The following is a 22,782-nucleotide window of genomic DNA, read 5'->3' as shown; positions in this document are numbered from 1 at the left end:
TCAGGCGGGGAGGACGAACGGCGGGTGCGCGCCGCCCAGCCAGTACTCCCCGACCTCGCGCAGCCGGGGGGCCACGGGCTCGCGCAGGGTGTGGGTGCGGGCGTTGCGCCAGAAGCGGTCGAATCCGTGCCGTGCGGAGGCCGCACCGGCACCGATGACGTCCAGAGCGTGTGTGGTGATCTCCTGTGCCGCGCGGGCGGCGGCGGCCTCGGCGGCGCCCGCGAGGACGGTGATCTCCGCGCACTCGTCGTCCCCGACGTCCTCGCCGTGGGCGAGCCCGGACAGCAGGAACTCGACCGCCTGGTCGGCGAGCGCCGATGCGGCATGTGCGGCGACGGCGAGTTCCCCGAAGGCGGTCAGCGTGTACGGGTCCTGCGGCGGGCCGCCCGGCCAGGGCCCCTGGCCCGGCAGCTGCCGGGAGCCGTGTGTGGCCCTGCTGTACTCGCGGGCTTCGCAGAGCAGTCCGTCGGCGATGCCGAGACAGAACTGGGCCGAGACCAGACGCGCCGTCGGTACGGCCAGGCCGGCGAACGGGGACAGGACGCCCTCGTCCGAGGAGAGCGAGCCGAACACGTCGCCGGCCGGGACCTGCACCGAGTCGAACTCGACACTGCCGCCGGCTGCCAGCCGCTGCCCGAACACGTCCCCGTCACTGACGCAGGTCACGCCGGGGCGGGCGGGATCGACGAGGACGGCCAGGGGTTCGCCGGTGTCGGACCGTGCGGCACGGACCGCCAGCCGGTCGGCGACCGCGACGCCACAGGCGTAGTCCTGGCGGCCGTCCAGCAGATAGCCGTCTCCTGTGGGGGTCAGCCTCAGCGGTGGCTCGTCGGCGGCGAAGCCGCCGCCCCAGCACCACTGCCCCGCCGCCGACTCCCGCTCGACCCGTGCGGCGAGAGCGGGAGCGGCGAAGAACCGTGCGCCGAAGGACAGGAAGTAGTGACAGCCCAGCAGCCGGCCGATGGCGCCGTCGGCCGCCGCTACCGTCCGGACGACGGCGTAGGCCGTGCGCCAGTCCGCGCCTCCCCCGCCGTGTTCGGCCGGTGTCAGCAGCGTCAGCAACCCCGCCTCACGCAGCCGCGAGACCTCGTCGAGCGGCACCTTCCCGGCCTGCTCACGGTCGACCGCGTCCGTGGCCAGGTCGTCCGCCACCTCGCGGGCCGTGTGCAGCCGGCGGTCGTGTCCGGACTCGGCTTCGTCACCCCCGGCCGGGCACGCACCCGCGGCCGGCCCGCCATACCGAATCCGCACCATGTCCGCCATCCTCATCCACCCCCATGACCGGGTCAACGCTTCCCTAGTAAATCGATAGGAAAACTAGGGAAGCTGGCCGGATTGCGACCGATCGGCCTTCCGCGATGGCGAGTTCGCGAGGGGAGCGCCCTCGTGGTTACTTGTTGGTCCTGGGCAGACCGGGCGGGTTGATCTCCGACTTGGTCACGGCCTCGTCGGACAGGCCCCAGCGCTTCAGCACCTTGGCGTACGTGCCGTTCTCGATGATGTGGTTGAGCGCGTCGGCGAGCGGTTCGACCAGTCCGCTGTCCTTCTTGGTGGTGGCCGCGATGAGTCCCTGGAGGGTGGCCCCGGCTCCGGAGTAGGTGCCGACGACCTCGGTCTTCCCGGTGGTGGCCGCATGGTAGGCGGCGGTGGGGTTGGGGCCGAGGTAGAGGTCGATGCGACCGGACTGGAGGGCGAGGTAGGTGTCGCTGTCGTTCTGGAAGTACTTGATGTTCACCGGCTTGAGGCCGGCCTTCTCGTTCTCCCTGCTCCACTCGATGAGCAGCTTCTCCTGGTTGGTGCCGCTGCTCACGGCGACGGTCCTGCCCGCGACGTCCTTCGGTCCGGTGACCTTCAGGCCGCTGCCCTTCTTCGCCTCGAAGCCCAGGTTGTCCTCGCGGTAGCCGGCGAAGTCGTACTTCTCCTTGCGTTCCTCGGTGACGGTGATGTTGCTGAAGCCGGCGTCGTACTTGGCGCTGTCGAGGCCGACGAAGATGTTCTCCCACGACACCGTGTTGATGTGCGGCTTGAGGCCGAGCACGTCGGCGACGAGGTGGGCGATGTCGGGCTCGACGCCGATGACGGTCTTGTTGTCGGTGGCGTAGAAGGTCAGCGGGGCGGCGGAGCCGGACGAGGAGACGAGCTCCAGCGTTCCTCTCCTGCGGATCTCCTCGGGGACCTCGGCGGCTATGGAGTCGACCTTGTCGGTGGTGATCCGGTTCTGGTCCGGGCTCAGATTGATCTTCGTGCGGGCGCCGGTCCTGTCCGCCACCTCGGTGGTTCCGCCGTCCGAGGGGTTGCTGCAGGCGGAGAGGACGAGGGCGGAGACGAGTCCCACCGCGACTGAGGCGGATCGGCGGGCGAGGTTGACGGACATGGTCGTACTCCTTGCACAGTGAAGGGGGTGAGGGTCGGTCAGAGGACCTTGGACAGAAAGGCGCGGGTGCGTTCGTGGTGCGGGGCGTCCAGGACGGCCGCGGGCGGTCCCTGTTCCACGACGGCACCGTCGTCCATGAACACCACGGTGTCGGCGACCTCGCGGGCGAAGCCGATCTCGTGGGTCACGACGATCATGGTGGTTCCGGTGGCGGCCAAGTCCTTGATGACGTCGAGGACTTCACCGACCAGCTCAGGGTCGAGCGCCGAGGTGGGCTCGTCGAAGAGCAGCACCTTGGGTTCGAGGGCGAGTGCTCGGGCGATGGCGACACGCTGCTGCTGGCCTCCGGACAACTGCCGGGGGTAGGCGTCGGTCTTGTCCGCGAGCCCGACCCTCTCCAGCAGCCGGCGGCCGGTCTCCTCCGCCTCCGTGCGCGGGCGGCGCAGCGCGGAGACCGGTGCCTCGACGAGGTTCTCCAGCACGGTCAGATGCGGGAAGAGGTTGAAGTTCTGGAAGACGAACCCGATGTGCGTACGCTGCTTCAGAACCTCCTTCTCCTTCAGCTCGTGCAGCTTGCCGCCGGAGCGGCGGTAGCCGATGAGTTCGCCGTCGATGCTGATCCAGCCGCGGTTGACCTTCTCCAGGTGGTTGATGGTCCGCAGCAGCGTGGACTTGCCGGAGCCGGACGGACCGAGGATCACGGTGACCTCGCCGGCACGGACCTGGAGGTCGACGCCGCGCAGCACCTCCAGCGGGCCGAAACTCTTGTGGACGCCGCGGACGTCCACCATCACCTCGCTCATCGGTCGGCTCCCACCGTCTTCGAGGGGACATCGGGCCGGTCGCGCCGGGCCGCCGCGGCACGCAGGCCACGGACGAGGCGACGGGCGCGCTGGACGGGTGTGGGCGGCGGGGTGCGGTTGGCGCCCCGGGCGTAGCGCCGCTCCACGTAGTACTGCGCGATCGACAGCAGCGAGGTGAGGACCACGTACCAGGCGGTGGCGACCATCAACAGCGGGATCACCCGGCCGTTGCGCCCGTAGATGACCTGCACCTGGTAGAAGAGCTCGCCGATCGCCATCACGTAGACCACGGACGTGCCCTTGAGCAGGCCGATGATCTCGTTGCCGGCCGTGGGCAGAATGCCGCGCATGGCCTGCGGCAGCACGATCCGGCGGATCTGCCGGAGCCGCGGGATACCGAGCGCGGCGGCGGCCTCCAACTGCCCGTGGTCGACGGCGATGACACCACCGCGGACGATCTCGGCGGCGTACGCGGCCTGGTGCAGCGACAGGCCGATGAGCGCCGCCCCGATGGTGCCGATCAGGCTGTTGCTGTCGACGGACCAGAACACCGGCCCGAAGGGGATGCCGACGCCCAACTCGTCGTACAGAGCACTGAGGTTGAACCAGAACACCAGCTGGACGATCATCGGGATCGACCGGAAGACCCAGATGTAAGTCCAGGAGACGGTCTGCAGCACCGGGCTGCGCGACAGCCGCATGAAGGCCAGGACCGTTCCCAGGAGGAAGCCCAGCACCGTGGCGTAGGCGGTGAGCTGGAGGGTCACGCCGACCGCCTGGACGATCGTCTCCGACAGGACGTAGTCACGGAAGACGTGCCACTCCCAGACGGGATTGGTGATCAGGCCGTGCGCGAACTGGGCGACCAGCACGATCACGGCGGCGGCCGCCACCCAGCGGGCGTAGTGGCGGGCCGGGACGACCTTGAGTGAGGCCAGGTCGAACGCGGCGGGCGGAGCCGCAGGGCTGTCGCCCGGGGCCGCCGTACCCGGTGGCGCGGCGGCGGAATCGGTGGAGAGTCCCATCGTGGTGTTCCTGCTCAACTCTCAGGCATGCGCGGGTGGATTGACCGGCGAGGTGTCGGTCGCGGAGGCGGAGGTGCCCCGTCGGGCAGGAGCGGGGGCGGGCAGGTGCTTCTCGAACGGCAGGGGGCCGATCGTTTCCGGGTCCGCCTCCGTGTCGAACAGCGGGAGGTAGCCGGTGGCCAGGTACAGGGCGCGCGCCTCGGGCTGGCGCGGTCCCGTGGTCAGATAGATGCGCCGGTAGCCGCGGGCTGCCGCCTCGCGCTCCAGTTCGTCGACGACGCGTCGGGCGAGACCGCGCCGGCGGTGGGCGGAGTGCGTCCAGATCCGCTTGAGCTCGGCCGTGGTCGCGTCGTACCGGCGGAAGGCGCCACCCGCGACCGGCTCGCCGCCTTCGAGGAGCAGGAGCAGGACGCCGCCGTACAGTGTGGTGAACTCCTCGTCGGGGTAGCGGGAGATCTCGGCGTGGGCGTCCTTGCCGTAGCGCGTCGAGTACTCGTGGCCGAGTTCTCGCAGCAGCGGTCTGACGCGCGGGTCGGCCACCGTCACCTGAACCACCGTCAGTTCAGCTGGTGGCGGCGATGGTTGTGCGACGGAGGTCATCCGTTCACCGCCGTGAGGGTCCCCGGACCGCTGGCCGCTCGCTCGGCGTCGCGCTTGGCGACCTCCTCGCGGACGATCGGGATCACGTGCCGGCCGAAGTCGATCGCGTCGCCCAGCAGGTCGTAGCCGCGGGCGGAGAGGATGTCGACACCGAGGTCGTAGTAGTCCAGGAGGGCCTGGGCGACGGTCTCCGGCGTACCGACCAGGGCGTTGGAGTTGCCCGCGCCGCCCGTGGCGGCGGCCGTCGGGGTCCACAGGGCACGGTCGTAACGCTCCCCCGCCTCGGCGATGGCGATCAGCCGCTGCGAGCCCGTGTTCTGCGGCTGCTCCTGACCGTTGTGGCGCTTGGTGATCGCCTCGCCCTTCTCCTTGCGGGCCTTGATCGCGCCGACCGTGCGACGGGCCTTCTCCCAGGCCAGTTCCTCGGTCGGGGCGATGATCGGCCGGAAGGCCACCTGGATGCGCGGCACGTCGGTGCGGCCGGCGGCCTTCGCGGCGGCCTTCACGTTCTCGATCTGCTCGGCGGTCCTCGCGAGGGGCTCACCCCACAGGCAGTAGATGTCGGCCTCGGCGCCTCCCGCTGCGTACGCGGCGGGCGACGAGCCGCCGAACGACACGTTGGGGCGCGGCTGCTGGACCGGGAAGACGTCGCTGACGAAGTCGTGGAAGCGGTAGTGCTCGCCCTCGTGGTCGAAGGGGTCGTGGGTGGTCCAGATCTTCTTGACGATCCGGATGTACTCACGGGTGCGGGTGTAGCGCTCGTCCTTGGTGAGGGTGTCGCCCTCGCGGCCCTGTTCGCGGTCGTTGCCGCCGGTGATGAAGTGCACGGTCAGCCGGCCGTCGCTGATCTGGTCGAGGGTCGCGAAGGTCTTCGCGGCGTAGGTCGGGTACGAGACGTTGGGCCGGTGGGCGAGCAGGATCCGGAGGTGGTCCAGCCTGCTCGCGATATAGGCGGCCGCGGGTGCGGGGTCCGGCGATCCGGAGCCGTAGGCGAACAGCACCCTGTCCCAGCCGTGGTCCTCGTGCGCGCGGGCGAGGCGGAGTGTGTAGTCCTTGTCGAAGGCGGCGCCGGAGCGCGGTGCGGTTTCGGAGCCGTTGTTCGTCGCGGCGATACCGAGGAACTCCACGGGCATGAGAGGGAGCCTTTCGTACGGGCTGTGGGCCGGTCGGACGACGCACGCGGGCAGGGCGGAACAGCCCTGCGCGCGGCCCTACATGACGGTCCGCCAGGGACGATGAAGGTGCGGTGAGGTGGAGCGTGCGTGCGGACGCCGTGGCGTCGGGGAAACGGGGCGGCGGCAGCGCGCGTCGGCGGTGCGAGAGGAGAACTCGGCCCGCTACGGGGTCACCGAGGGAGAGATGGGCCGGTCAGACGGCCCGCCGCCGTGTCAGGCGCAACACGCCGCGGACCACACCCGACCGAAGTCGATGTGGTCGCGCGAGACCAAGCGCTGCTGGGCGTTCATGCGACCAATTGAGCATGACAACCCGCTCATCGTCAACCAGCGCTCGCATGCCGGACCGGCTCCGACCGGCTTCCCCTCGGCCTGCCGGGTCGTCCCACAGCTGGATCACCCCGACGGGTGAAGCCGGGCCGGTCTCGCCGCCGAGGCCTCCCGGGTCGCGGCACGCCGGCGACCGCGCTGATCTGCCGGGGCGACCTCCACTTGCGCCGAGCGCGCCCTGGAGCAGACGCCGGCGCAGCACAGCCGTCCGTCCGCCGACGATCCGGCGCTCGGCCGCGCGGCCCGCTCCGTGACCCGGTGGCTGGGCGGCGATACCGGCACTCCCGCACACCGCAGGGGCGGCGAGGTTCGCGACTTCGTGTTCGAGGCCCTCAGCGGCATGCGGCAGGAGCTGCGCTCGCTGCTCGCCGCCACGGCCGCCGACGAGCCCGCCCAACTCGCCGCATTCGAGGGGGCGGTGCGTTCGGCGGCCGCCATCGGGGCCCGTGGGGAGCGCCGTGAGGCCTCCCTGCTCCTCGGACAGCACGCGGGCAGGCTCACCTGGCTCGCCACCAGACACCCTGGCGCCCGGGCCGAGCAACTGCGCGGCCAGGCCGCCCTCATGCTCGGCACCTTCGCCCTGGCGTGCGGCCGCGACGCCGCCGCCGCGCACGGGTTCACCCAGGGCATCGCGGCCTACCGCACCCTGGTCGGCGGGCACGGGCGCCGCGACTGCGTCGACCGCTACCTGCGCGCGATGTGCGCCCAGGTCATGCTGAACGGCGCCCGCGGGGGCGAGGCGGCAGGGGTACGCGCGGCGGTCCGCACACTCGAAGACCAGGCCCGGCGGTACGACCCACGGAATGTGACCCGCTGGGTCGAGCACGCCCGCGCTTCCCTGGCCGGCATCGCCCCGCCGGGCGCCGTGACGGGCCCCGGGGAGCCCTGAGCGAAGCCCGACGCGTCGCGTCCCACCCCGCTTCAGGCCGCCACCACGGCGCCCCGCTCACCTCCGTCACGGTGGATGGGTGTCCCCGAGCCGGTCAGCGGAACGCCCGTCCCGCCCCTGCGGAGCGCGACGATCTCCGCCGCGATGGACAGGGCGGTCTCCTCGGGGGTGCGGGCGCCGAGGTCGAGGCCGATCGGTGATCTGAGGCGGGCCAACTCCCCTTCGGTGAGGCCCACTTCGCGCAGTCGCCGCTCGCGGTCGGTGTGGGTGCGGCGGGAGCCCATGGCGCCGACGAAGGCGACCGGCATCCGCAGGGCCTCCTTCAGCAGGGGCACGTCGAACTTGGCGTCGTGGGTGAGCACGCACAGCACGGTGCGCCCGTCGGTCTCCGTGCTCCGCAGGTAGCGGTGCGGCCAGTCGACGACGATGTCGTCGGCGTCGGGGAAGCGGGCCCGGGTGGCGAAGACGGGGCGGGCGTCGCACACGGTCACGTGGTAGCCGAGGAACTTGCCGGCGCGCACCAGCGCCGCCGCGAAGTCGATCGCCCCGAAGACGATCATGCGGGGTGGCGGCACACTCGACTCGATGAGCAGGGTGAGGCCGCCGGGGCAGTGTGATCCGTCCTCGGAGAGCTCGATCGTGCCAGTGGTGCCGGTGTCCAGCATGGCCCTGGCCTCGGCGAGCGCCGTGCGGTCCAGCTCCGCGTGGCCGCCGAGACCCCCTTCGTGGGAGCCGTCGGGGCGCACGAGCAGGGCCTGGCCGAGGAGTTCGGCCGGGCCGCGGACGACCCGGGCCAGGGCCGTCGGCTCACTGTGGGCGGCGGCCGACAGCGCCGGCCGGAGCACCGGCCTCACCGGTGCGTCCGCGCCGACCGGTGTGACCAGGATGTCGATGACCCCACCGCAGGTCAGCCCGACCGCGAAGGCGTCCTCGTCGCTGTAGCCGAAGCGTTCGACAACGCTCTCACCGTCCTTCAGCGCCTGCGCGCACAGGTCGTACACCGCTCCCTCCACACAGCCCCCGGAGACCGATCCGATGGCCGTGCCCTCGCTGTCGACGGCGAGGGCCGCACCGGGGCCGCGTGGTGCGCTGCCGCTGACGGCCACGACGGTGGCCACGGCGAAGCTCCGACCCTCCTCGGCCCAGCGGTGCAGCTCCTCGGCGATGTCAAGCATGTCCGCCGGCCGTCAGTACGCGGTCCGGGCGGATGGGGAGGTCGCGGTGGCGTACCCCGGTCGCATGCCACACCGCGTTGGCGACCGCAGCCGCCGCGCCCACGATGCCGACCTCGCCGATGCCCTTGATCCCGACGGGGTCGTCCGGGTCCACGTCGTCCACCCAGTCCGCCTCGATGTGCGGGATGTCGGCGTGCGCGGCGACGTGGTAGCCCGCGAGGTCGGCACCGTAGTGACCGCCCGTGGCCGCGTCCCGGACCGCCTCCTCGTGCAGGGCCATGGAGATGCCCCACGTCATCCCGCCGACGAGCTGGCTGCGGGCGGTCAGCGGGTTGACGATCCGGCCCGCCGCGAAGATGCCGAGCATGCGCCGTACCCGCACCTCGCCGGTCGCGGGGTCCACGGCGACCTCGGCGAACTGCGCCCCGAAGGAGTGCCGTTCCTTCTGGGAGAGGGCGCCGATGGCCGCGGTGGTGTCCGACCGTACGGTGATCCCCTCCGGCGGGATGCCGGTGTTCAGGGCGAGCCGCTCCCGCAGTTCCTCGGCCGCGATCATGACCGCCCACGACCAGGAGCGGGTGCCCATCGAACCGCCGGCGATGATCGCCGGTCCCAGGTCGCTGTCGCCGATGTGCACACGAATGTGATCCGGTGTGGTCCGCAGCGCGTCGGCGGCGACCAGGGTGAGCGCGGTCCGGGCCCCCGTTCCGATGTCCGAGGCGTTGACCCGCACGGTGAAGGTCCCGTCCGCCTCCGCCGTCACGGCCGCCGTGGACGGCATGGCCATCGCGCCGAAAGAGGCCGCAGCCGTGCCGGTGCCCAGCAGCCAGCGGCCGTCCCGGCGCAGGCCCGGACGGGGGTCCCGGTCGGCCCAGCCGAACCTGCGGGCGCCCTCCCGGAAGCAGGCGATCAGGTTGCGGCTGCTGAACGGCAGCCCGGAGACGGGACCCCGCTCGGGTTCGTTGCGTACGCGCAGCTCGATCGGGTCGATGCCGCACTTCTCGGCGAGCTCGTCGACCGCCGACTCCAGCGCGAACGACCCCGGCGCCTCACCAGGCGCCCGCATGAAGGTCGGGGTCGGCACGTCGAGCCGTACGAGCCGGTTGGCCGTGTGGTGGGCGTCGGCGTCGTACATCACCCGGGCCGGCCCGGCACTCGCCTCGACGAACTCGTGCACGGTCGAGGTGAGGCTCAGGGAGCTGTGCTCCAGTGCGCGCAGCCGGCCGTCGGCGTCGGCGCCGAGCCTGACCCGCTGCGTGGTGGGGCTGCGGTAGCCGGCGAGCGAGAACATCTGACGGCGCGTCATGACGACCCGGACGGGCCGCTGGAGCACGGTCGCGGCCATCACGGCGGCCACCTGGTGGGCGCGCAGGCCCTTGCTGCCGAAGCCGCCGCCGACGTGCTCGGACCGTACGTGCACCGAGGCCGGGTCGAGGGAGAACAGGTTCGCGAGCTCGCTCGCGACCCAGGTGGTGCCCTGGTTCGAGTCGACGACTTCCAGTCGCCCGCCGTCCCAGAGGGCCGTCGCCGCGTGCGGCTCCATCGGGTTGTGGTGCTCTTCCGGGGTGGTGTACTCGGCGTCCACGACGACCGCGGACGCGGCGAGTCCGGCGTCCAGTTCGCCCTTGGCCATCACCGCCGGACCGAAGGCGTCCAGCTCGTACGCGTCCGGGCGGTCGGCGGAGAACGCGACGTCGTGCGGCTCCTGCTCGTAGTGCACGACGAGCGCTTCGGCTGCTTCCCTGGCCTGCTCGGACGTCTCGGCGACGACCAGCGCCACCGGCCATCCCACATGCGGCACCCGGTCGTGCTGGAAGACGGCGGCGGTCGGGTCCGGGGCGCCGAGCAGCCCCACGTAGTCGGTGTCGACACGCGGGGCGTTCTCGTGGTGCAGCACGGTCAGCACGCCCGGCATGGCGAGGACGGTCTCGGTCTCGACCGAGCGGATGCGGCCGCGGGCGACGGTGGACAGCGCCAGCCAGCCATGGGCGAGTTCGGCGAACGGGATCTCACCCGCGTACCGGGCCGTCCCCGTCACCTTGTCCCGGCCCTCCACACGGGTGTGCGCGGTGCCGACGGAGCCGTTGACCGCCCTGGTACCGGTCGTGGTCGTGGCGGTGGTCATCGGGCGGTCTCCTCGGCGAGTTCGGTCAGCACGGCCACCACGAGGTTGCGCATCAGGGTCACCTTGTATCCGTTGTGCGGCAGCGGCTCGGCGGCCGCCAGTTCGGCGTCCGCGGCGGCGGCGAAGGTCTCGGCGTCGGCCGGTGCCCCGGCCAGGGCGCGTTCGGCGGTGCGGGCCCGCCACGGCCGGGACGCCACCGCCCCGAAGGCCAGCCGCACGTCCTGTACGACACCGTCCTTGATGTCGAGCGCGGCGGCGATCGAGCCGATGGCGAAGGCGTAGGAGGCGCGCTCGCGCACCTTCCGGTACCGCGAGTGGGCGGCGACCGGCGCGGGCGGCAGGGTGACGCCCGTGATCAGCGCACCCGGCGGCAGGGCGGTCTCCCGGTGCGGGGTGTCGCCCACGGGGAGGTAGAACTCGGCGAGCGGCAGCTCGCCGGGCCCGTCGGCCGTCTCGTACGACACGACGGCGTCGAAGGCCGCCAGCGCCACCCCCATGTCGGAGGGGTGGGTGGCCACGCAGTGCGCGGAAGCGCCCAGGATCGCGTGGTTGTGGTGCTCCCCCTCGACGGCGGGGCAACCGCTGCCGGGCTCACGCTTGTTGCACGGCTTGGTCACGTCGGCGAAGTAGCCGCAGCGGGTGCGCTGGAGCAGGTTCCCACCGACCGTGGCCATGTTGCGCAGCTGCCCGGACGCGCCCGCCAGCACCGCCTGCGTCAACGCCGGGTAGCGGCGGCGGACTTCGGGGTGGGCGGCGAGGTCGCTGTTGGTGACGGTCGCGCCGATCCGCAGGCCGCCGTCCTGAGGCACCTCTATGCGGTCCAGCGGGAGTTCACGGACGTCGACGAGGCGGGCGGGCCGCTCGACGCCGGTCTTCATCAGGTCGACGAGGTTGGTGCCGCCGCCGAGGAAACGGGCGTCCGGGTCGGCGTCGAGCAGCGCGACCGCGCCGGAGATGTCGAGCGCGCGCTGGTAGGAGAACTCCTTCATGCCGCCGCCTCCGCAGTCTCGGCGGTCTCGGCGGTCTCGGCGGTCTCGTTCCCGGCCGTCCTCGCCTCGACGGCGGCGGCACGGGCGACCGCCTGGACGATGGACACGTACGCGCCACAGCGGCACAGGTTGCCGCTCATCCGCTCCCGGATCTCCTCGGGCGTCAGGGGTGGCGGCCCCGCCTCGGGCCGGACGTCGTCGGTGGCGGCGCTGGGCCAGCCCGCGGCGTGCTCCTCGATCACCGCGATCGCCGAACAGATCTGTCCCGGTGTGCAGTAACCGCACTGGTAGCCGTCCAGATCGAGAAACGCCTGCTGCACCGGGTGCAGTTGCTCCCCCTCGGCCACGCCCTCGATGGTCGTGATCTCACGTCCCTCGGCCGCCACCGCGAGCTGCAGACAGGACACGGCCCGACGTCCGTCGAGCAGGACCGTGCAGGCACCGCACTGCCCCTGGTCACAGCCCTTCTTGGTGCCGGTCAGATCGAGGCGCTCACGCAGGGCGTCGAGCAGGGTGGTGCGGTGGTCGACGGACAGCGCGTGCTTCTCGCCGTTGATGTTCAAGGTGATGGCGCTGTACGTCGAGGAGGGGACTGGGGCCATGATCAGCCTTCTTTCGCATATCCGGAGCACGTCGGGGAGACGATCCGGCAGTCAGACGCATCAGGAGACATATCGGAAGGTGACGTATCAGAGGGTGACGTATTGGTTGGTGACCTGAAAGGGGCGATAAATGAAGGAGAAACAGTGATGGCGCTGCACGTGACGACGCCGGTTCGGGAACATGCACGCGGGGGGACAGTGAGAGCGACGACCATCGGCCGCCGACACCACCCGCCTCCACGGGTAAGGTGACCCTGACCGGACGGCTGTCCGTTCATAGAAACGTAACGGACAGCTGTCCGGTTAAGCAAGGACGGGTTTCGGCCACGGGCCCGCGAGGAGGACGCGTGCAGAAGAAGGACGCACCTCTGCGCTCGGACGCGCAGCGAAATCGCGAGCGCATCCTGGAGGTCGCAGTGGCCGAGCTGACCCACTGCGTGGACGCCCCGCTGAGCGCGATCGCCAAGAAGGCGGGCGTCGGGCAGGGTACGTTCTACCGCAACTTCCCCAATCGCGAGGCGCTCGTCCTGGAGATCTACCGGCACGAGATGCAGCAGGTCGCCGACAGCGCCGCCCAGCTGCTCAGGACCCGGGAACCCGACCAGGCGCTGCGCGAGTGGATGGACTGCCTCGCCCGGTTCGCCATGACCAAGGCCGGCTTGGCGGACGCGATCCGGCAGGCCACCAGCGGACCGGGGTCCGCGGAGAAACCGGGACACGCCCCGGTGACCGCCGCGGCCGAACTCCTGCTCCGCGCCAACGAAGAGGCCGGCACCATCCGTCCGGGAGTGACCGCCGAGGACTGCCTCCTCGCCATCGGCGGCCTCTGGCAGATCGACCCTCGCGGGGACTGGCAGCCGCGCGCCACCCGGCTCCTGGACCTGATCATGGACGGACTGCGCGCGGGAGCGCCCGGACGCTGAGCTGCGCCCCGCCCCTTACCTCCCGATACGGACGGGACTCCCCCAACTCGCACTCACCTCCCCACGCAGACAGTCGAGTCACCGCGGGCGCCGATCACGGTGTTCACATGCGCCCCTCAAGTACCCAGACGTCACATCAAGGACAACTGGTGCGTGCACGACTGTTGTCCGGATCGGCACCAGGCGGCTTACATAGGGGGAAGCTCCGACGAATGCGCTTTCCTGCACCACGAACTCCGGCCGACCCGTATGGCGTGTCCAGCCGACGAGGGGTGTCCAGCGATGATCAGAACGCACCGTCTGCAAGGAGGGATCGCCGCAGCCACGCTCGCCCTGGTGCTCACCGCCAGCGGATGCAGCTCGGGCTCCGGCTCCCAGGAATCGTCCGATGACCCCATCGTGATCGGTGTCTCCTTACCGTTGACCGGCGACTTCTCCGAACCCGGCAAGGGCGTCGAAAGGGGATACAAGGCCTGGGCGAAGATCATCAACGCTCAGGGCGGACTCCTCGGCCGCAAGGTCGAGCTGAAGATCCTCGACGACCAGTCCAATGCCGACCGCGTCGTCTCCGACTACGAGCAACTGATCGGCAGGGACGAGGTCGACCTGGTCTTCGGCCCCTTCTCCACCCGGCTCGTCGTCCCCTCCGCGCGTGTGGCCGAGGAGTACGGAATGCTCTTCGTGGAGCCGGCGGGAGCGGCACCGGAGGTCTTCACCCAGGGTTTCGAGAACCTCTTCTACGCGGCTCCGGCCGTCGCCGACGACCACTACAACCACCTGGCCGACTACATCCTGGCGATGCCGGAGAGCGAGCGTCCCCGGACGGTCGCGTACGCCGCCATGGACGACCCCTTCGCCCAGGGGACGGCGTACGGGCTGAAGGACAAACTGGAGAAGGGCGGCGTCAGGACCGTCGCCGACGAGGTCTACCCGCCCAACACCACCGACTTCGGCAACATCGCGGCCAAGATCGCCGACTCCGGGGCGGACATGGTGGTGGGCGGCACCCAGTACCAGGACGGCGTCAACCTGATCGTCGCCCTCCAACAGCTCGACTACCAGCCGAAGATGGCAGCCTTCTCCACCGCACCGACCGAACCGGAGTTCGCCAAGGCCATCGGCAACAAGACCGAGGGAATCCTCGCCCCCACCGGTTACACCCAGAAGGCCGACTACCCGAGCAACAAGGAGTTCGTCGAGAAGTACACCGAGCAGTTCGGCGAGGCCCCCGAGGAGGACGAGGCCAACGCCTACACGACGGGCCAGGTCGTCGCGGCGGCCGTCGAGGCGGCCGAGTGCGCCTCCCAGGACCCGGACTGCCAGGGCAAGCTGGTGGAGTGGCTGCGCGGCAACACGGTGCAGACCGTCGTCGGGCCCCTGAAGTGGGACGACAAGGGTCGCCCCCAGAGCGCGCACATGATCCAGCAGTGGGTCGACGGCGAGATCCAGATCGTGCTCCCCGAGGCGCAGCAGGAAACCGGTCCGGTCTACCCGAAGCCGAAGTGGTGATGCCCGCGTGCCCTCCGCGAGCCTCGTCTTCCAGAGCGTCGTCCTCGGTGTGCTGCTGGGTGGGCTGTACGCCCTCCTGGCCGCGGGTCTCACCCTCTACTTCGGCGTCATGCGCGTCGTGATGATCGCCCACGCCGCCTTCCTGATCCTCGCCGCCTACCTCGCGTGGTACGCCCACCGGGAGGCCGGGATCGACCCGCTGCTCACCCTGTTCGTCACCGTGCCGCTGTTCTTCGCCGCCGGAGTCGCCATGCAACGGCTGCTCCTCACCCGCCTCCGACCGGCGACACTCACCATGATGTCGGTGCTGCTCACCTTCTCGGTGGCGCTGGTCATCGAGGGGCTGCTCGGTTACGTGTTCAGCGGCACCCAGCGCCGTATCCGGCTCGGCTACAGCTCGGCGAGCATCGAGTTCTTCGGGGCGCGCGTCGCGGTGGTCAAGCTGATCGCCTTCGGGATGGCGGCGCTCGCCCTCCTCGGGCTCTACGTCCTGATGAAGCACAGCCGGTTCGGCCAGGCGCTGCGGGCCACCATCCAGCACCGCGAGGCCGCCCAGCTGCTCGGCATCGACACCGACCGGATCGCCGGCTACGGATTCGGGCTCGGCCTCGCCACGGCGGCCGTCGGCGGTACGGCACTCTCCCTCGACACCACCATCTACCCGTCGCTGCACTGGCACTGGATCGGTCCGCTGATGGCCATCATCGTCGTCGGGGGCCTCGGCAGCGTGCCGGGAGCCGCCATCGCCGCCATGACGCTGGGCATGCTGCAGAGCCTGCTGCAACTGGAGCTCTCCACCACCTGGGCGCAGACCGTCTTCTACGTCGCGCTCTTCGTCACCCTGGCGGTCAGGCCGCAGGGATTCTTCGGGGGGCGGCTTGCGCAGCGATTCTGACACCCTGTCGTCCGTCCCGTTCCCGAGGCGCGGGCTGCTGCACCTCGGCGTCCTGCTGGCCGCTGTCGCCGTGGCCGTCTCCTTCCCGTCCATGGCCCCGAGCCCGTACGAGATCACGGTGGGCATCGCCATCCTCAACTACGCGGTGCTGTCCACCTCCTGGAACTTCGTCGGCGGCTTCACCGGCTACATCTCCCTCGGTCACGGGGCATTCGCCGGACTCGGCGCCTACGGGACGGGGTTGCTGGTCGTCAAGGCCGAACTCCCACCGTTCGTCGCGCTGTTCGTGGCCGGTGCCCTGGTGGCCGTGCTCGCCGTCCCCGTCGGCTACGCGGCTCTGCGGGTACGCGGCGCCTCGTTCGTCATCGTGTCCATCGCGCTCGTCCTCGTCCTGCTGCTGGTCTTCCAGAGCTGGGCCTCCTTCACCGGCGGTTCCCGGGGACTGGTCGTACCGCGGCCCTTCCCGGGCATGCTGCGTGCCGAGCACCACCGCACCTTCTACTTCCTCTTCCTGGCGCTGCTCGCGACGGCCCTGCTGGCCTGGTGGGCCATCGACCGTTCGCGGTTCGGCATGGGGCTGAAGGCGATCCGCGAGGACGAGGACAAGGCCCAGTCCCTCGGTACGCCCACGTACACCTACAAGCTGGTGGTCTTCGTCGTCTCCGCCGCCTTCACGGCGCTGGCCGGCGGGCTCTACGCGCTCTGGTTCGGCGATCTCGACCCGGTCTTCCAGTTCTCCATCCTCAGCGGGTCGTACATGGTGCTGATGGCCCTGCTCGGGGGCGTACGCCACCTGTACGGGCCGCTGCTCGGGGCCGTGGCCGTCGGATACGCGCTGGAGTACGCCAAGGTCGAGTACGGGGACACCCCTCTGCACCTGGTGGTGGCGGGGCTGCTCCTGGGAGTGGTCGTGACGTTCATGCCGGACGGAGTCATCCCGGCCGCCGGAGCTCTGCTCGGCCGGTTCCGCGACAGCGGCGGGACGTCGATCCGGGAGGTGACCGCCGCCGAACTGCGGGGGCGGCGCGAACAGAGCGACGGAACGGAGGTGAGGGACGGTGAACGAAGCGGAAGGAGCGCCTGAGGTCGTGCCCGAGCCAGAGCCGAGTCTGGCGACCGCAGGGCTCACCAAGGCCTTCGGCGGGGTCACCGCGCTGGACTCCGCCACCGTGACCTTCCACCACGGCAAGGTCAACGCCCTGATCGGCCCCAACGGCTCGGGCAAGACGACCTTCTTCAACTGCGTCACCGGGATGATCCGCCCGGACGCGGGCCGCGTCACCTACCGAGGCCGCGACCTCACCGGCAGGCCCTCGCACCGGATCGCCCGCGCCGGCATCGGGCGCTCCTTCCAGCTCTGCCGTGTCTTCCCCCGGATGACGGTGCTGGACAACCTCCTCGCCGCCGTGCGTCCTCCCTCTCTCGCCGGACAACTCGCACGCGCGGGCGGACGCGAGGAGACCGAGCGGGCGCGCGGCTGGCTGACCCGTATGGGCATCGAGCATCTGGAGCGGGCGGAGGCTCGCCAACTGTCGTGGGGGCAGCAGAAGTTGCTGGAGCTCGCGGGGGTGCTGATGAGCGAGCCGGAGCTGATCCTGCTGGACGAGCCGGCGGGCGGCGTCAACCCGGCGCTGATCGACCGCATCTGCGACCTGGTCCGCGAACTCAACGCCGAGGGGCGGACGTTCCTGATCGTCGAGCACAACATGGACATGGTCATGAGCCTCAGCGACCACGTCATCGTGTTCGACCGCGGCCGCCCGATCGCGCAGGGGCCGCCCTCGGTGATCCAGTCCGACGAACGAGTCCTCGGGGCATACCTTGGTGTCTGACGCTGACTTTCCCTCTGAATTCCACTCTGAATCCAGCTCTGAATCCAGCTCTGAATTCCTGCTCGAACTCGACGACATCCGCGCCGGTTACGGCCGGGCGGCCCTGGTCCTGCGCGGGCTGACGGTCCGGGTGCCCGCCGGGGCGATCGTCTGCCTGGTCGGGCCCAACGGCGCGGGCAAGTCCACGGTCCTGAAGGTCGCCAGCGGACTCCTCACCCCCCGCTCCGGCAGGATCCTCGTCGACGGCGAGGACGTCACCGGCCGCGGACCGCAGCGCATGCTGGCCGCCGGAGTGGCGCATGTCCTCCAAGGGCACAGCGTCTTCAGGGAGATGACGGTCGCCGAGAACGTCCTGCTGGGCGGCTACACCCTGCGGGACAAGGCGGTCGTCGCCGAGCGGGTGGCGTTCGTGCGGGATCTCTTCCCTGTCGTGGCCGAGCGATGGACGGACCTCGCCGGGCTGCTCTCCGGCGGCCAGCAGAAGCAGGTGGAGTTCGCGCGCTCGCTGATGGTCAGCCCGCGGGTGGTGCTGCTCGACGAGCCGTCCATGGGCCTCGACCCCAAGGCGACCGGTGTGGTCTTCGAGCAGATCGTACGGATGCGGGACGCGGGGACCGCCGTGCTGCTGGTCGAGCAGAACGCGCGACGCGCCCTGGAGGCCGCCGACACCGGCTGCGTCCTCGACCTCGGCCGGGTCCATGTCGCGGGCCCGGCACACGAGTTGCTCGCCGACCCACAGCTCGGCGAGCTCTATCTCGGTGGCCGACCCGTGCGCTGACCGGCCCTGGACCCGCCCCCCGTCCATGCCCCACCGCGCCAAGGAGCGAGTGGAATGTTCAAGCGACGCAGTCGGCCCACGGCCACGGCCCTCACCTGGGCTGCGGCCGCCTCCCTGACCGCCCTGACCGCCCTGGCAGCGGCACCCGCCGAAGCCGGGGGCCGCCCCGGCCTCGTACACCCCTCTCTGCGGCCCCACCTCGCGGCGTACTACGACTTCGAGCACCCCGTGCGCGGTGCCCCGGCGAAGGAACGGGACCTGGGCTTCTCCCGGACGGACATCGACCTGGTGAACGGCGGGGCCCGGATGCGGACGGCGGACGGGGCGCACCGGGGCAGCCGGACCTCGCTCCAGGTACGGCAGGTGAACCCGCAGGCCCCGGGCAACGACGACTGGAAGGCGGGCGTCTACGGTCCCTCCGGTATTCCGACACTGCGGGCCTTCAACGCGGCCGAGGGAGTCACCGTCATGGGCTGGTTCAAGACGACCGGCCCGAATCCGGCCCCCAACAGCAACACGGCCGCCCCGGACGACCATTACGGCGCCGTCGGCCTGGCCGGAGTGCTGTCGGGGGACTCCGACGGCCACGCGGTGCGGGCCCTGCTGGAGATCATCGACGTGAACGGCGAGCTGCGGCTGGTCGCCCTCGGCCGACGCGTCGACGGGGCAAGCTCGCAGACGTTCGCCGCCTCCCGGGACTGGCGGACCCTGCTGCCCGAGGGTGAGTGGGTCTTCCTCGCCGCCACCTTCGACTTCGGCACCGGAGCCATGGCGCTGTACCGCAACGGGCAACGGCTCGACGGCTTCTACACAGTGCCCGGCGATCCCTGGGACCTGTCGGGACCGGGCCCGCACCGGTCATCGCCCACCGATCCTCGGGGCATCAAGATCGGCGGCAGCTTCCCGCAGAACACCGCGGAGCGCAATCCCTGTGCCTGCCGCATGGACAGCCTGATGTTCCTGAACCGGGCGGTGGACGGGGAGCACATCCGGGCCCAGTACCGCCTGGTGACCAGTCGCTGACCCCTGGCCCCTGCCCTCCGCCCCCTGCCCCCTGCCCCGCCCTCCTACCCACTGCCCTCTCGCCACCGCCCGCCGCCCGCCGCCCCTCCGCGTCACGAAGGAGTGTCACCCGTGCCCGCATCTCCCTGCGTGAGACCGAGAGCCCTCTTACTGGCGCCTCTCGTCGTCCTCGCCCTGCTGCTGTCGGCCCTCGTCGCCCTCCCCGGCACGGCGTACGCGGCCGGTGACCCCGTCACCGACCCCATACCCGAGCGGCCCGCCGCCTCCGGGATCGGGCTGACCGTCGAGGAGTACGCCGCCTTCCCGAAGACCGAGCCGTCACCCGGCCCGGTCACCGATCCACGGCTCGTACGGCAGGCCCGCATCAACTACCTGAGCGAACTACCCGACCGGTCGGGCCGGATGGCCGTCCCCGACCTCAACGGCAAGCTGTACCTGGTCGAGGACGGCACGCCGCGTGTCTACCTCGACGTCGCCGCCGCCTTCGCCCCGCAGTTCTTCGCCAGCCAGGGCATGGGCCAGGGCTTCGGGTTCGTCACCTTCGACCCCGGCTTCCGGCGCAACGGCCGCTTCTACACCGTCCACACCGAACTGGCCTCCGCCACCACCGCGGTACCCGATTTCCGGCAGACCGCCACGACGAAGTACCACGGCGTCATCACCGAGTGGACCGCCGACGACCCTACGGCCGACAGCTTCCGGGGCACCCGTCGCGAGGTCCTGCGCATCGGCTTCGCGGGCACGATCCACGGCATCCAGCAGATCGACTTCAACCCCACGGCCCGGCCCGACAGCCCCGACCGAGGCCTGCTCTACGTCGCCGTCGGCGACGGCGGCGAGGGCGTGCGGAACACCGAACCCCAGGACCTCGCCCTGCCGCACGGCAAGATCCTGCGCATCGACCCACGGGGCACCGACAGCGCCAACGGCAAGTACGGCATCCCGGCCAGGAACCCGTTCACCTCCACTCCCGGCGCGCTGGGCGAGATCTACGCGTACGGCATGCGCGACCCGCACCGCTTCAGCTGGGACCCGAGCGGCAGCCACCGCATGTACCTCGGTCACATCGGCGAGCACGCCGTGGAGTCCGTCTACGAGGTACGCGCGGGCGACAACCTCGGCTGGAGCGAACGCGAAGGGGCCTTCGTCTTCGACAGGACACCTGCCAACCCCTGCGAGCGGCTCCGCACGCTCCCCGAGGACGACGAGCGGTACGGCTACACGTATCCCGTCGCCGCCTACGACCACGATCCGCCCGCCGACTGGAACTGCCGCTCCGATGTCGGCCGGGCCGTCGTCGGCGGCTTCGTCTACCGCGGCCGTGACCTGCCCGAGCTGCGCGGCACGTACATCTTCGGGGACCTCGTCGACGGACGTCTGCTGTTCGCGGACACCAAGGACATGCGGCGCGGCAGCAAGGAACTCGCCCAGCTGTACGAGCTCATGCTGTACGACGAGAGCGGCAAGCGCGTCACGATGCGGGATCTGGCCGGGGACACCCGGGTGGACCTGCGCTTCGGGCGGGACGCCGACGGCGAGCTGTATCTGCTGTCCAAGGCCAACGGCAAGATCTGGAAGGTCACCGGCACCCGCACGTTCGCCTCCTGCGACACCGACGGCTCCCGGCTCACCCATGTCATGGACGGTGCGAACTGGGCGCCGGTCACCCCGGCCAAGTGGCGGTTCCCGGGCCGCGAGGCCGTACTCGCCGAGGCCGGGGTCCAACGCCCGGGCCCGCGCCGCCCGTTCGAGTACGCCGTGCTGACCGCGGGTCGGGAGTACGCCAACGTACGGATCGACGCGGAGGTTCGGATCGACACCCCCGTGGAGATCACCAACCGGGACGTGATCCTCGTCTTCGACTACCAGTCGGACACGAAGTTCTCGTACGTCCATCTGTCCTCGGACAACACCATCTACCCGCACAACGGCGTGTTCGTCGTCAACGACGCCGACCGGGTGCGGATCGAGGACCAGTGGAACGGCAGGACGGGCGCACCGCCCGCCATCGACGACACCGACTGGCACAGGGTGCGGGTGGTGCGCTGTGCGAGCAGCGGCGAGATCGCGGTCTACGTCGACGGCTCGAAGCGTCCGCTGATGACGGCCGTCGACACCACCCTCGCCTCCGGCAGGGTGGGCTTCGGATCGTTCGACAACACGGGAAGGCTGCGGAGCCTGAAGGTCTCGTCTCCCGAAAGACCGCGTGAGTGATGAACAATCACCCGTCGCTGTAGTCGGGGCAGCACCCGTCAAAGATGGTTCGTCACATGCCTGGTTCGATCAGATCGCCATCGATGACGCCCTGGAGCAGGACGAACTTCTGGGTCGTGCCCATGGCGTTGACGGGGATGTCATCGGCCACGTACCAGTGGCGTGGTGCCGTGCAACCCCTGGCGCCGTACGCCTGATGGATCATCAGTTTCCGCAGGGCGAGCCGGTTCACGCCCCTGCCGGTCGGCGGCGAGGCCGCGCTGGGTACGGCCGCCGCACTCCGTTGACGACCCGCCCGGGGCCTTGACGTGTAAATGACAAGGTGGCTTGATGACTCATGGGAGCGCTCCCACCTTACGAGGGAAGGGACCATCATGCGCAGCACCCGCCACTTACCGCCACGGAACACCTCCGTGCGGATCATTGCGGTTCTCGGCCTCCTGGCCGCCCTGCTCCTGGCCATCGGGGGACCACTCGCGCCCCGCGCCACAGCCACCGCGAACCCCACGACCAGGACCGTACGCATCATGCCGCTGGGCGACTCGATCACCGGCTCGCCGGGCTGCTGGCGGGCGGTGCTGTGGAACCGGCTGCAGAGCACCGGCTACACGGACATCGACTTCGTCGGCACCCTCGGCCCTCAGGGCTGCGGACAGCCGCATGACGGGGACAACGAGGGCCACGGCGGCGAGTTGGTCACCAGCGTGGCGGATCAGAACCTCCTGCCGGGCCGGCTGGCCGCCACCCTGCCGGACATCGTTGTCATGCACTTCGGCACGAACGACGTCTGGAGTGCCATCGCACCCGACCGCATTCTCGCCGCCTACTCCAAGCTCGTGGAGCAGATGCGGGCCTCCAACCCGGACATGAAGATCCTCGTCGCGCAGCTCATCCCGATGAACCCCGGCAGCTGCACGGCCTGCGCCCAGCGCGTTGTCGACTTCAACGCCCGGATCCCCGACTGGGCCCGGACGACGAGCACCGACCGCTCCTCCGTGACCGTGGTCGACCAGTGGACGGGCTTCAGCACCGCCACGGACACCTACGACGGCGTACACCCCAACGCCTCCGGCGACGACAAGATCGCCGCCCGCTGGTACCCGGCCCTGGCCGCGCTGCTCGACGCGGGTACCCCAGGAGACCCCGGCGACCCCGGTGACCCGGGCGATCCAGGTGACCCGGGCGGCGGTCAGCCCTCCTGCTCCGCGTCGTTCCGGGCGCCCTCCGTCTGGCAGGGCGGCTACCAGGGCGAGGTGACGGTGACCAACACGTCCGCGTCCCCCGTCTCGGGCTGGACCGTGACCGTCGCACCGGCCGACGGCGCCCGCCTCACCCAGATCTGGGGAGGCACCCTCACAACGACGACCGACGGCACGGCCGCCGTCACCAATGAGGCTTGGAACGGCACCCTCGCTCCCGGCGCGAGCGCCACCTTCGGCTTCATCGCCAGTGCCCCGGCAACGGCCGGCGCCCCGTCGGCGACTGTCACTTGTACGGCGCGCACCGCTTCTTCCTGACGGA

At 70.7% G+C, this 22,782-nt stretch carries 21 protein-coding genes; 10 read left to right on the top strand and 11 right to left on the bottom strand.

Annotation, left to right across the window (positions count from 1 at the left end; translation table 11 throughout):
• The 6 genes from E0500_RS38845 to E0500_RS38820 all read right to left on the bottom strand — a co-directional run bounded on the left by E0500_RS38845 (position 1) and on the right by E0500_RS38820 (position 5,935).
• Positions 1-1,254: an acyl-CoA dehydrogenase family protein gene (locus E0500_RS38845; RefSeq protein WP_131565267.1), complete on the bottom strand. Its 1,254-nt coding sequence runs from the start codon at positions 1,252-1,254 to the stop codon at positions 1-3.
• Between the two features lie 136 nt (positions 1,255-1,390).
• On the bottom strand, positions 1,391-2,374 hold the full coding sequence (locus E0500_RS38840) for an ABC transporter substrate-binding protein (protein WP_131565269.1): 984 nt from the start codon (positions 2,372-2,374) through the stop codon (positions 1,391-1,393).
• 38 nt (positions 2,375-2,412) lie between these two features.
• Positions 2,413-3,177, bottom strand: coding sequence for an amino acid ABC transporter ATP-binding protein (locus E0500_RS38835; protein WP_131565271.1), 765 nt, complete (start codon positions 3,175-3,177; stop codon positions 2,413-2,415).
• On the bottom strand, positions 3,174-4,202 hold the full coding sequence (locus E0500_RS38830; protein WP_131565273.1) for an amino acid ABC transporter permease: 1,029 nt from the start codon (positions 4,200-4,202) through the stop codon (positions 3,174-3,176). The genes E0500_RS38835 and E0500_RS38830 overlap by 4 nt, the downstream gene beginning before the upstream one ends.
• 21 nt (positions 4,203-4,223) lie before the next feature.
• Positions 4,224-4,802 carry a GNAT family N-acetyltransferase gene (locus E0500_RS38825; protein ID WP_131565275.1) on the bottom strand — a complete coding sequence of 193 codons (579 nt, stop codon included), beginning with the start codon at positions 4,800-4,802 and terminating at the stop codon, positions 4,224-4,226.
• Positions 4,799-5,935, bottom strand: coding sequence for an LLM class flavin-dependent oxidoreductase (locus E0500_RS38820; protein ID WP_131565277.1), 1,137 nt, complete (start codon positions 5,933-5,935; stop codon positions 4,799-4,801). The genes E0500_RS38825 and E0500_RS38820 overlap by 4 nt, the downstream gene beginning before the upstream one ends.
• 622 nt (positions 5,936-6,557) lie before the next feature.
• Here E0500_RS38820 and E0500_RS38815 point away from each other — a divergent pair.
• Entirely contained in the window at positions 6,558-7,196 is a 639-nt protein-coding gene (locus tag E0500_RS38815) for a hypothetical protein (protein ID WP_131565279.1), read from the top strand.
• Between the two features lie 32 nt (positions 7,197-7,228).
• On the opposite strand, the gene E0500_RS38810 is transcribed toward E0500_RS38815, so the two are convergent.
• From E0500_RS38810 to E0500_RS38795, 4 genes are read right to left on the bottom strand one after another with little or no spacing between them, the layout of a single operon-like run.
• The gene (locus E0500_RS38810) at positions 7,229-8,371 is read right to left on the bottom strand and encodes an XdhC/CoxI family protein (protein WP_131565281.1); all 1,143 of its coding nucleotides are present in this window, start codon (positions 8,369-8,371) and stop codon (positions 7,229-7,231) included.
• Positions 8,364-10,496: a xanthine dehydrogenase family protein molybdopterin-binding subunit gene (locus E0500_RS38805; protein ID WP_131565283.1), complete on the bottom strand. Its 2,133-nt coding sequence runs from the start codon at positions 10,494-10,496 to the stop codon at positions 8,364-8,366. The genes E0500_RS38810 and E0500_RS38805 overlap by 8 nt, the downstream gene beginning before the upstream one ends.
• Entirely contained in the window at positions 10,493-11,485 is a 993-nt protein-coding gene (locus E0500_RS38800; RefSeq protein WP_131565285.1) for a xanthine dehydrogenase family protein subunit M, read from the bottom strand. The genes E0500_RS38805 and E0500_RS38800 overlap by 4 nt, the downstream gene beginning before the upstream one ends.
• Positions 11,482-12,087 (bottom strand): (2Fe-2S)-binding protein, encoded by a 606-nt coding sequence (locus E0500_RS38795; protein ID WP_131565287.1) that lies wholly within the window; start codon positions 12,085-12,087, stop codon positions 11,482-11,484. Before E0500_RS38795 ends, E0500_RS38800 begins: the two co-directional genes overlap by 4 nt.
• Positions 12,088-12,434: 347 nt before the next feature.
• On the opposite strand from E0500_RS38795, the gene E0500_RS38790 reads away from it, so the two are divergent.
• The 8 genes from E0500_RS38790 to E0500_RS38755 all read left to right on the top strand — a co-directional run bounded on the left by E0500_RS38790 (position 12,435) and on the right by E0500_RS38755 (position 21,261).
• Entirely contained in the window at positions 12,435-13,010 is a 576-nt protein-coding gene (locus E0500_RS38790; RefSeq protein ID WP_131565289.1) for a TetR/AcrR family transcriptional regulator, read from the top strand.
• Positions 13,011-13,292: 282 nt separating this feature from the next.
• Positions 13,293-14,519 (top strand): amino acid ABC transporter substrate-binding protein, encoded by a 1,227-nt coding sequence (locus E0500_RS38785; RefSeq protein WP_131565291.1) that lies wholly within the window; start codon positions 13,293-13,295, stop codon positions 14,517-14,519.
• A 7-nt stretch (positions 14,520-14,526) separates the two neighbouring features.
• On the top strand, positions 14,527-15,414 hold the full coding sequence (locus tag E0500_RS38780; RefSeq protein ID WP_131565293.1) for a branched-chain amino acid ABC transporter permease: 888 nt from the start codon (positions 14,527-14,529) through the stop codon (positions 15,412-15,414).
• Positions 15,398-16,498, top strand: coding sequence for a branched-chain amino acid ABC transporter permease (locus tag E0500_RS38775; RefSeq protein WP_220141493.1), 1,101 nt, complete (start codon positions 15,398-15,400; stop codon positions 16,496-16,498). Before E0500_RS38780 ends, E0500_RS38775 begins: the two co-directional genes overlap by 17 nt.
• A gap of 4 nt (positions 16,499-16,502) precedes the next feature.
• Positions 16,503-17,246 (top strand): ABC transporter ATP-binding protein, encoded by a 744-nt coding sequence (locus E0500_RS38770; RefSeq protein ID WP_131565295.1) that lies wholly within the window; start codon positions 16,503-16,505, stop codon positions 17,244-17,246.
• A complete protein-coding gene (locus E0500_RS38765; protein WP_220141492.1) occupies positions 17,239-18,024 on the top strand; it encodes an ABC transporter ATP-binding protein in 786 nt (261 codons plus the stop codon). Before E0500_RS38770 ends, E0500_RS38765 begins: the two co-directional genes overlap by 8 nt.
• A gap of 54 nt (positions 18,025-18,078) precedes the next feature.
• Complete coding sequence (locus E0500_RS38760; protein WP_131565297.1) at positions 18,079-19,047, top strand: hypothetical protein; 969 nt, start codon at positions 18,079-18,081, stop codon at positions 19,045-19,047.
• A gap of 111 nt (positions 19,048-19,158) precedes the next feature.
• Positions 19,159-21,261 carry a PQQ-dependent sugar dehydrogenase gene (locus E0500_RS38755; protein ID WP_309505292.1) on the top strand — a complete coding sequence of 701 codons (2,103 nt, stop codon included), beginning with the start codon at positions 19,159-19,161 and terminating at the stop codon, positions 21,259-21,261.
• Positions 21,262-21,313: 52 nt separating this feature from the next.
• Here the strand turns inward: E0500_RS38755 and E0500_RS38750 are convergent, their stop codons facing one another.
• Entirely contained in the window at positions 21,314-21,493 is a 180-nt protein-coding gene (locus tag E0500_RS38750) for a hypothetical protein (RefSeq protein ID WP_131561957.1), read from the bottom strand.
• A gap of 142 nt (positions 21,494-21,635) precedes the next feature.
• On the opposite strand from E0500_RS38750, the gene E0500_RS38745 reads away from it, so the two are divergent.
• Complete coding sequence (locus E0500_RS38745; RefSeq protein ID WP_131561959.1) at positions 21,636-22,778, top strand: GDSL-type esterase/lipase family protein; 1,143 nt, start codon at positions 21,636-21,638, stop codon at positions 22,776-22,778.
• The last annotated feature ends 4 nt before the right edge of the window (positions 22,779-22,782 follow it).

The sequence above is a fragment of the Streptomyces sp. KM273126 genome (assembly GCF_004337435.2).
GTDB lineage: Bacteria > Actinomycetota > Actinomycetes > Streptomycetales > Streptomycetaceae > Streptomyces > Streptomyces acidicola.
This window is presented reverse-complemented; position numbering and strand designations above follow the sequence as displayed.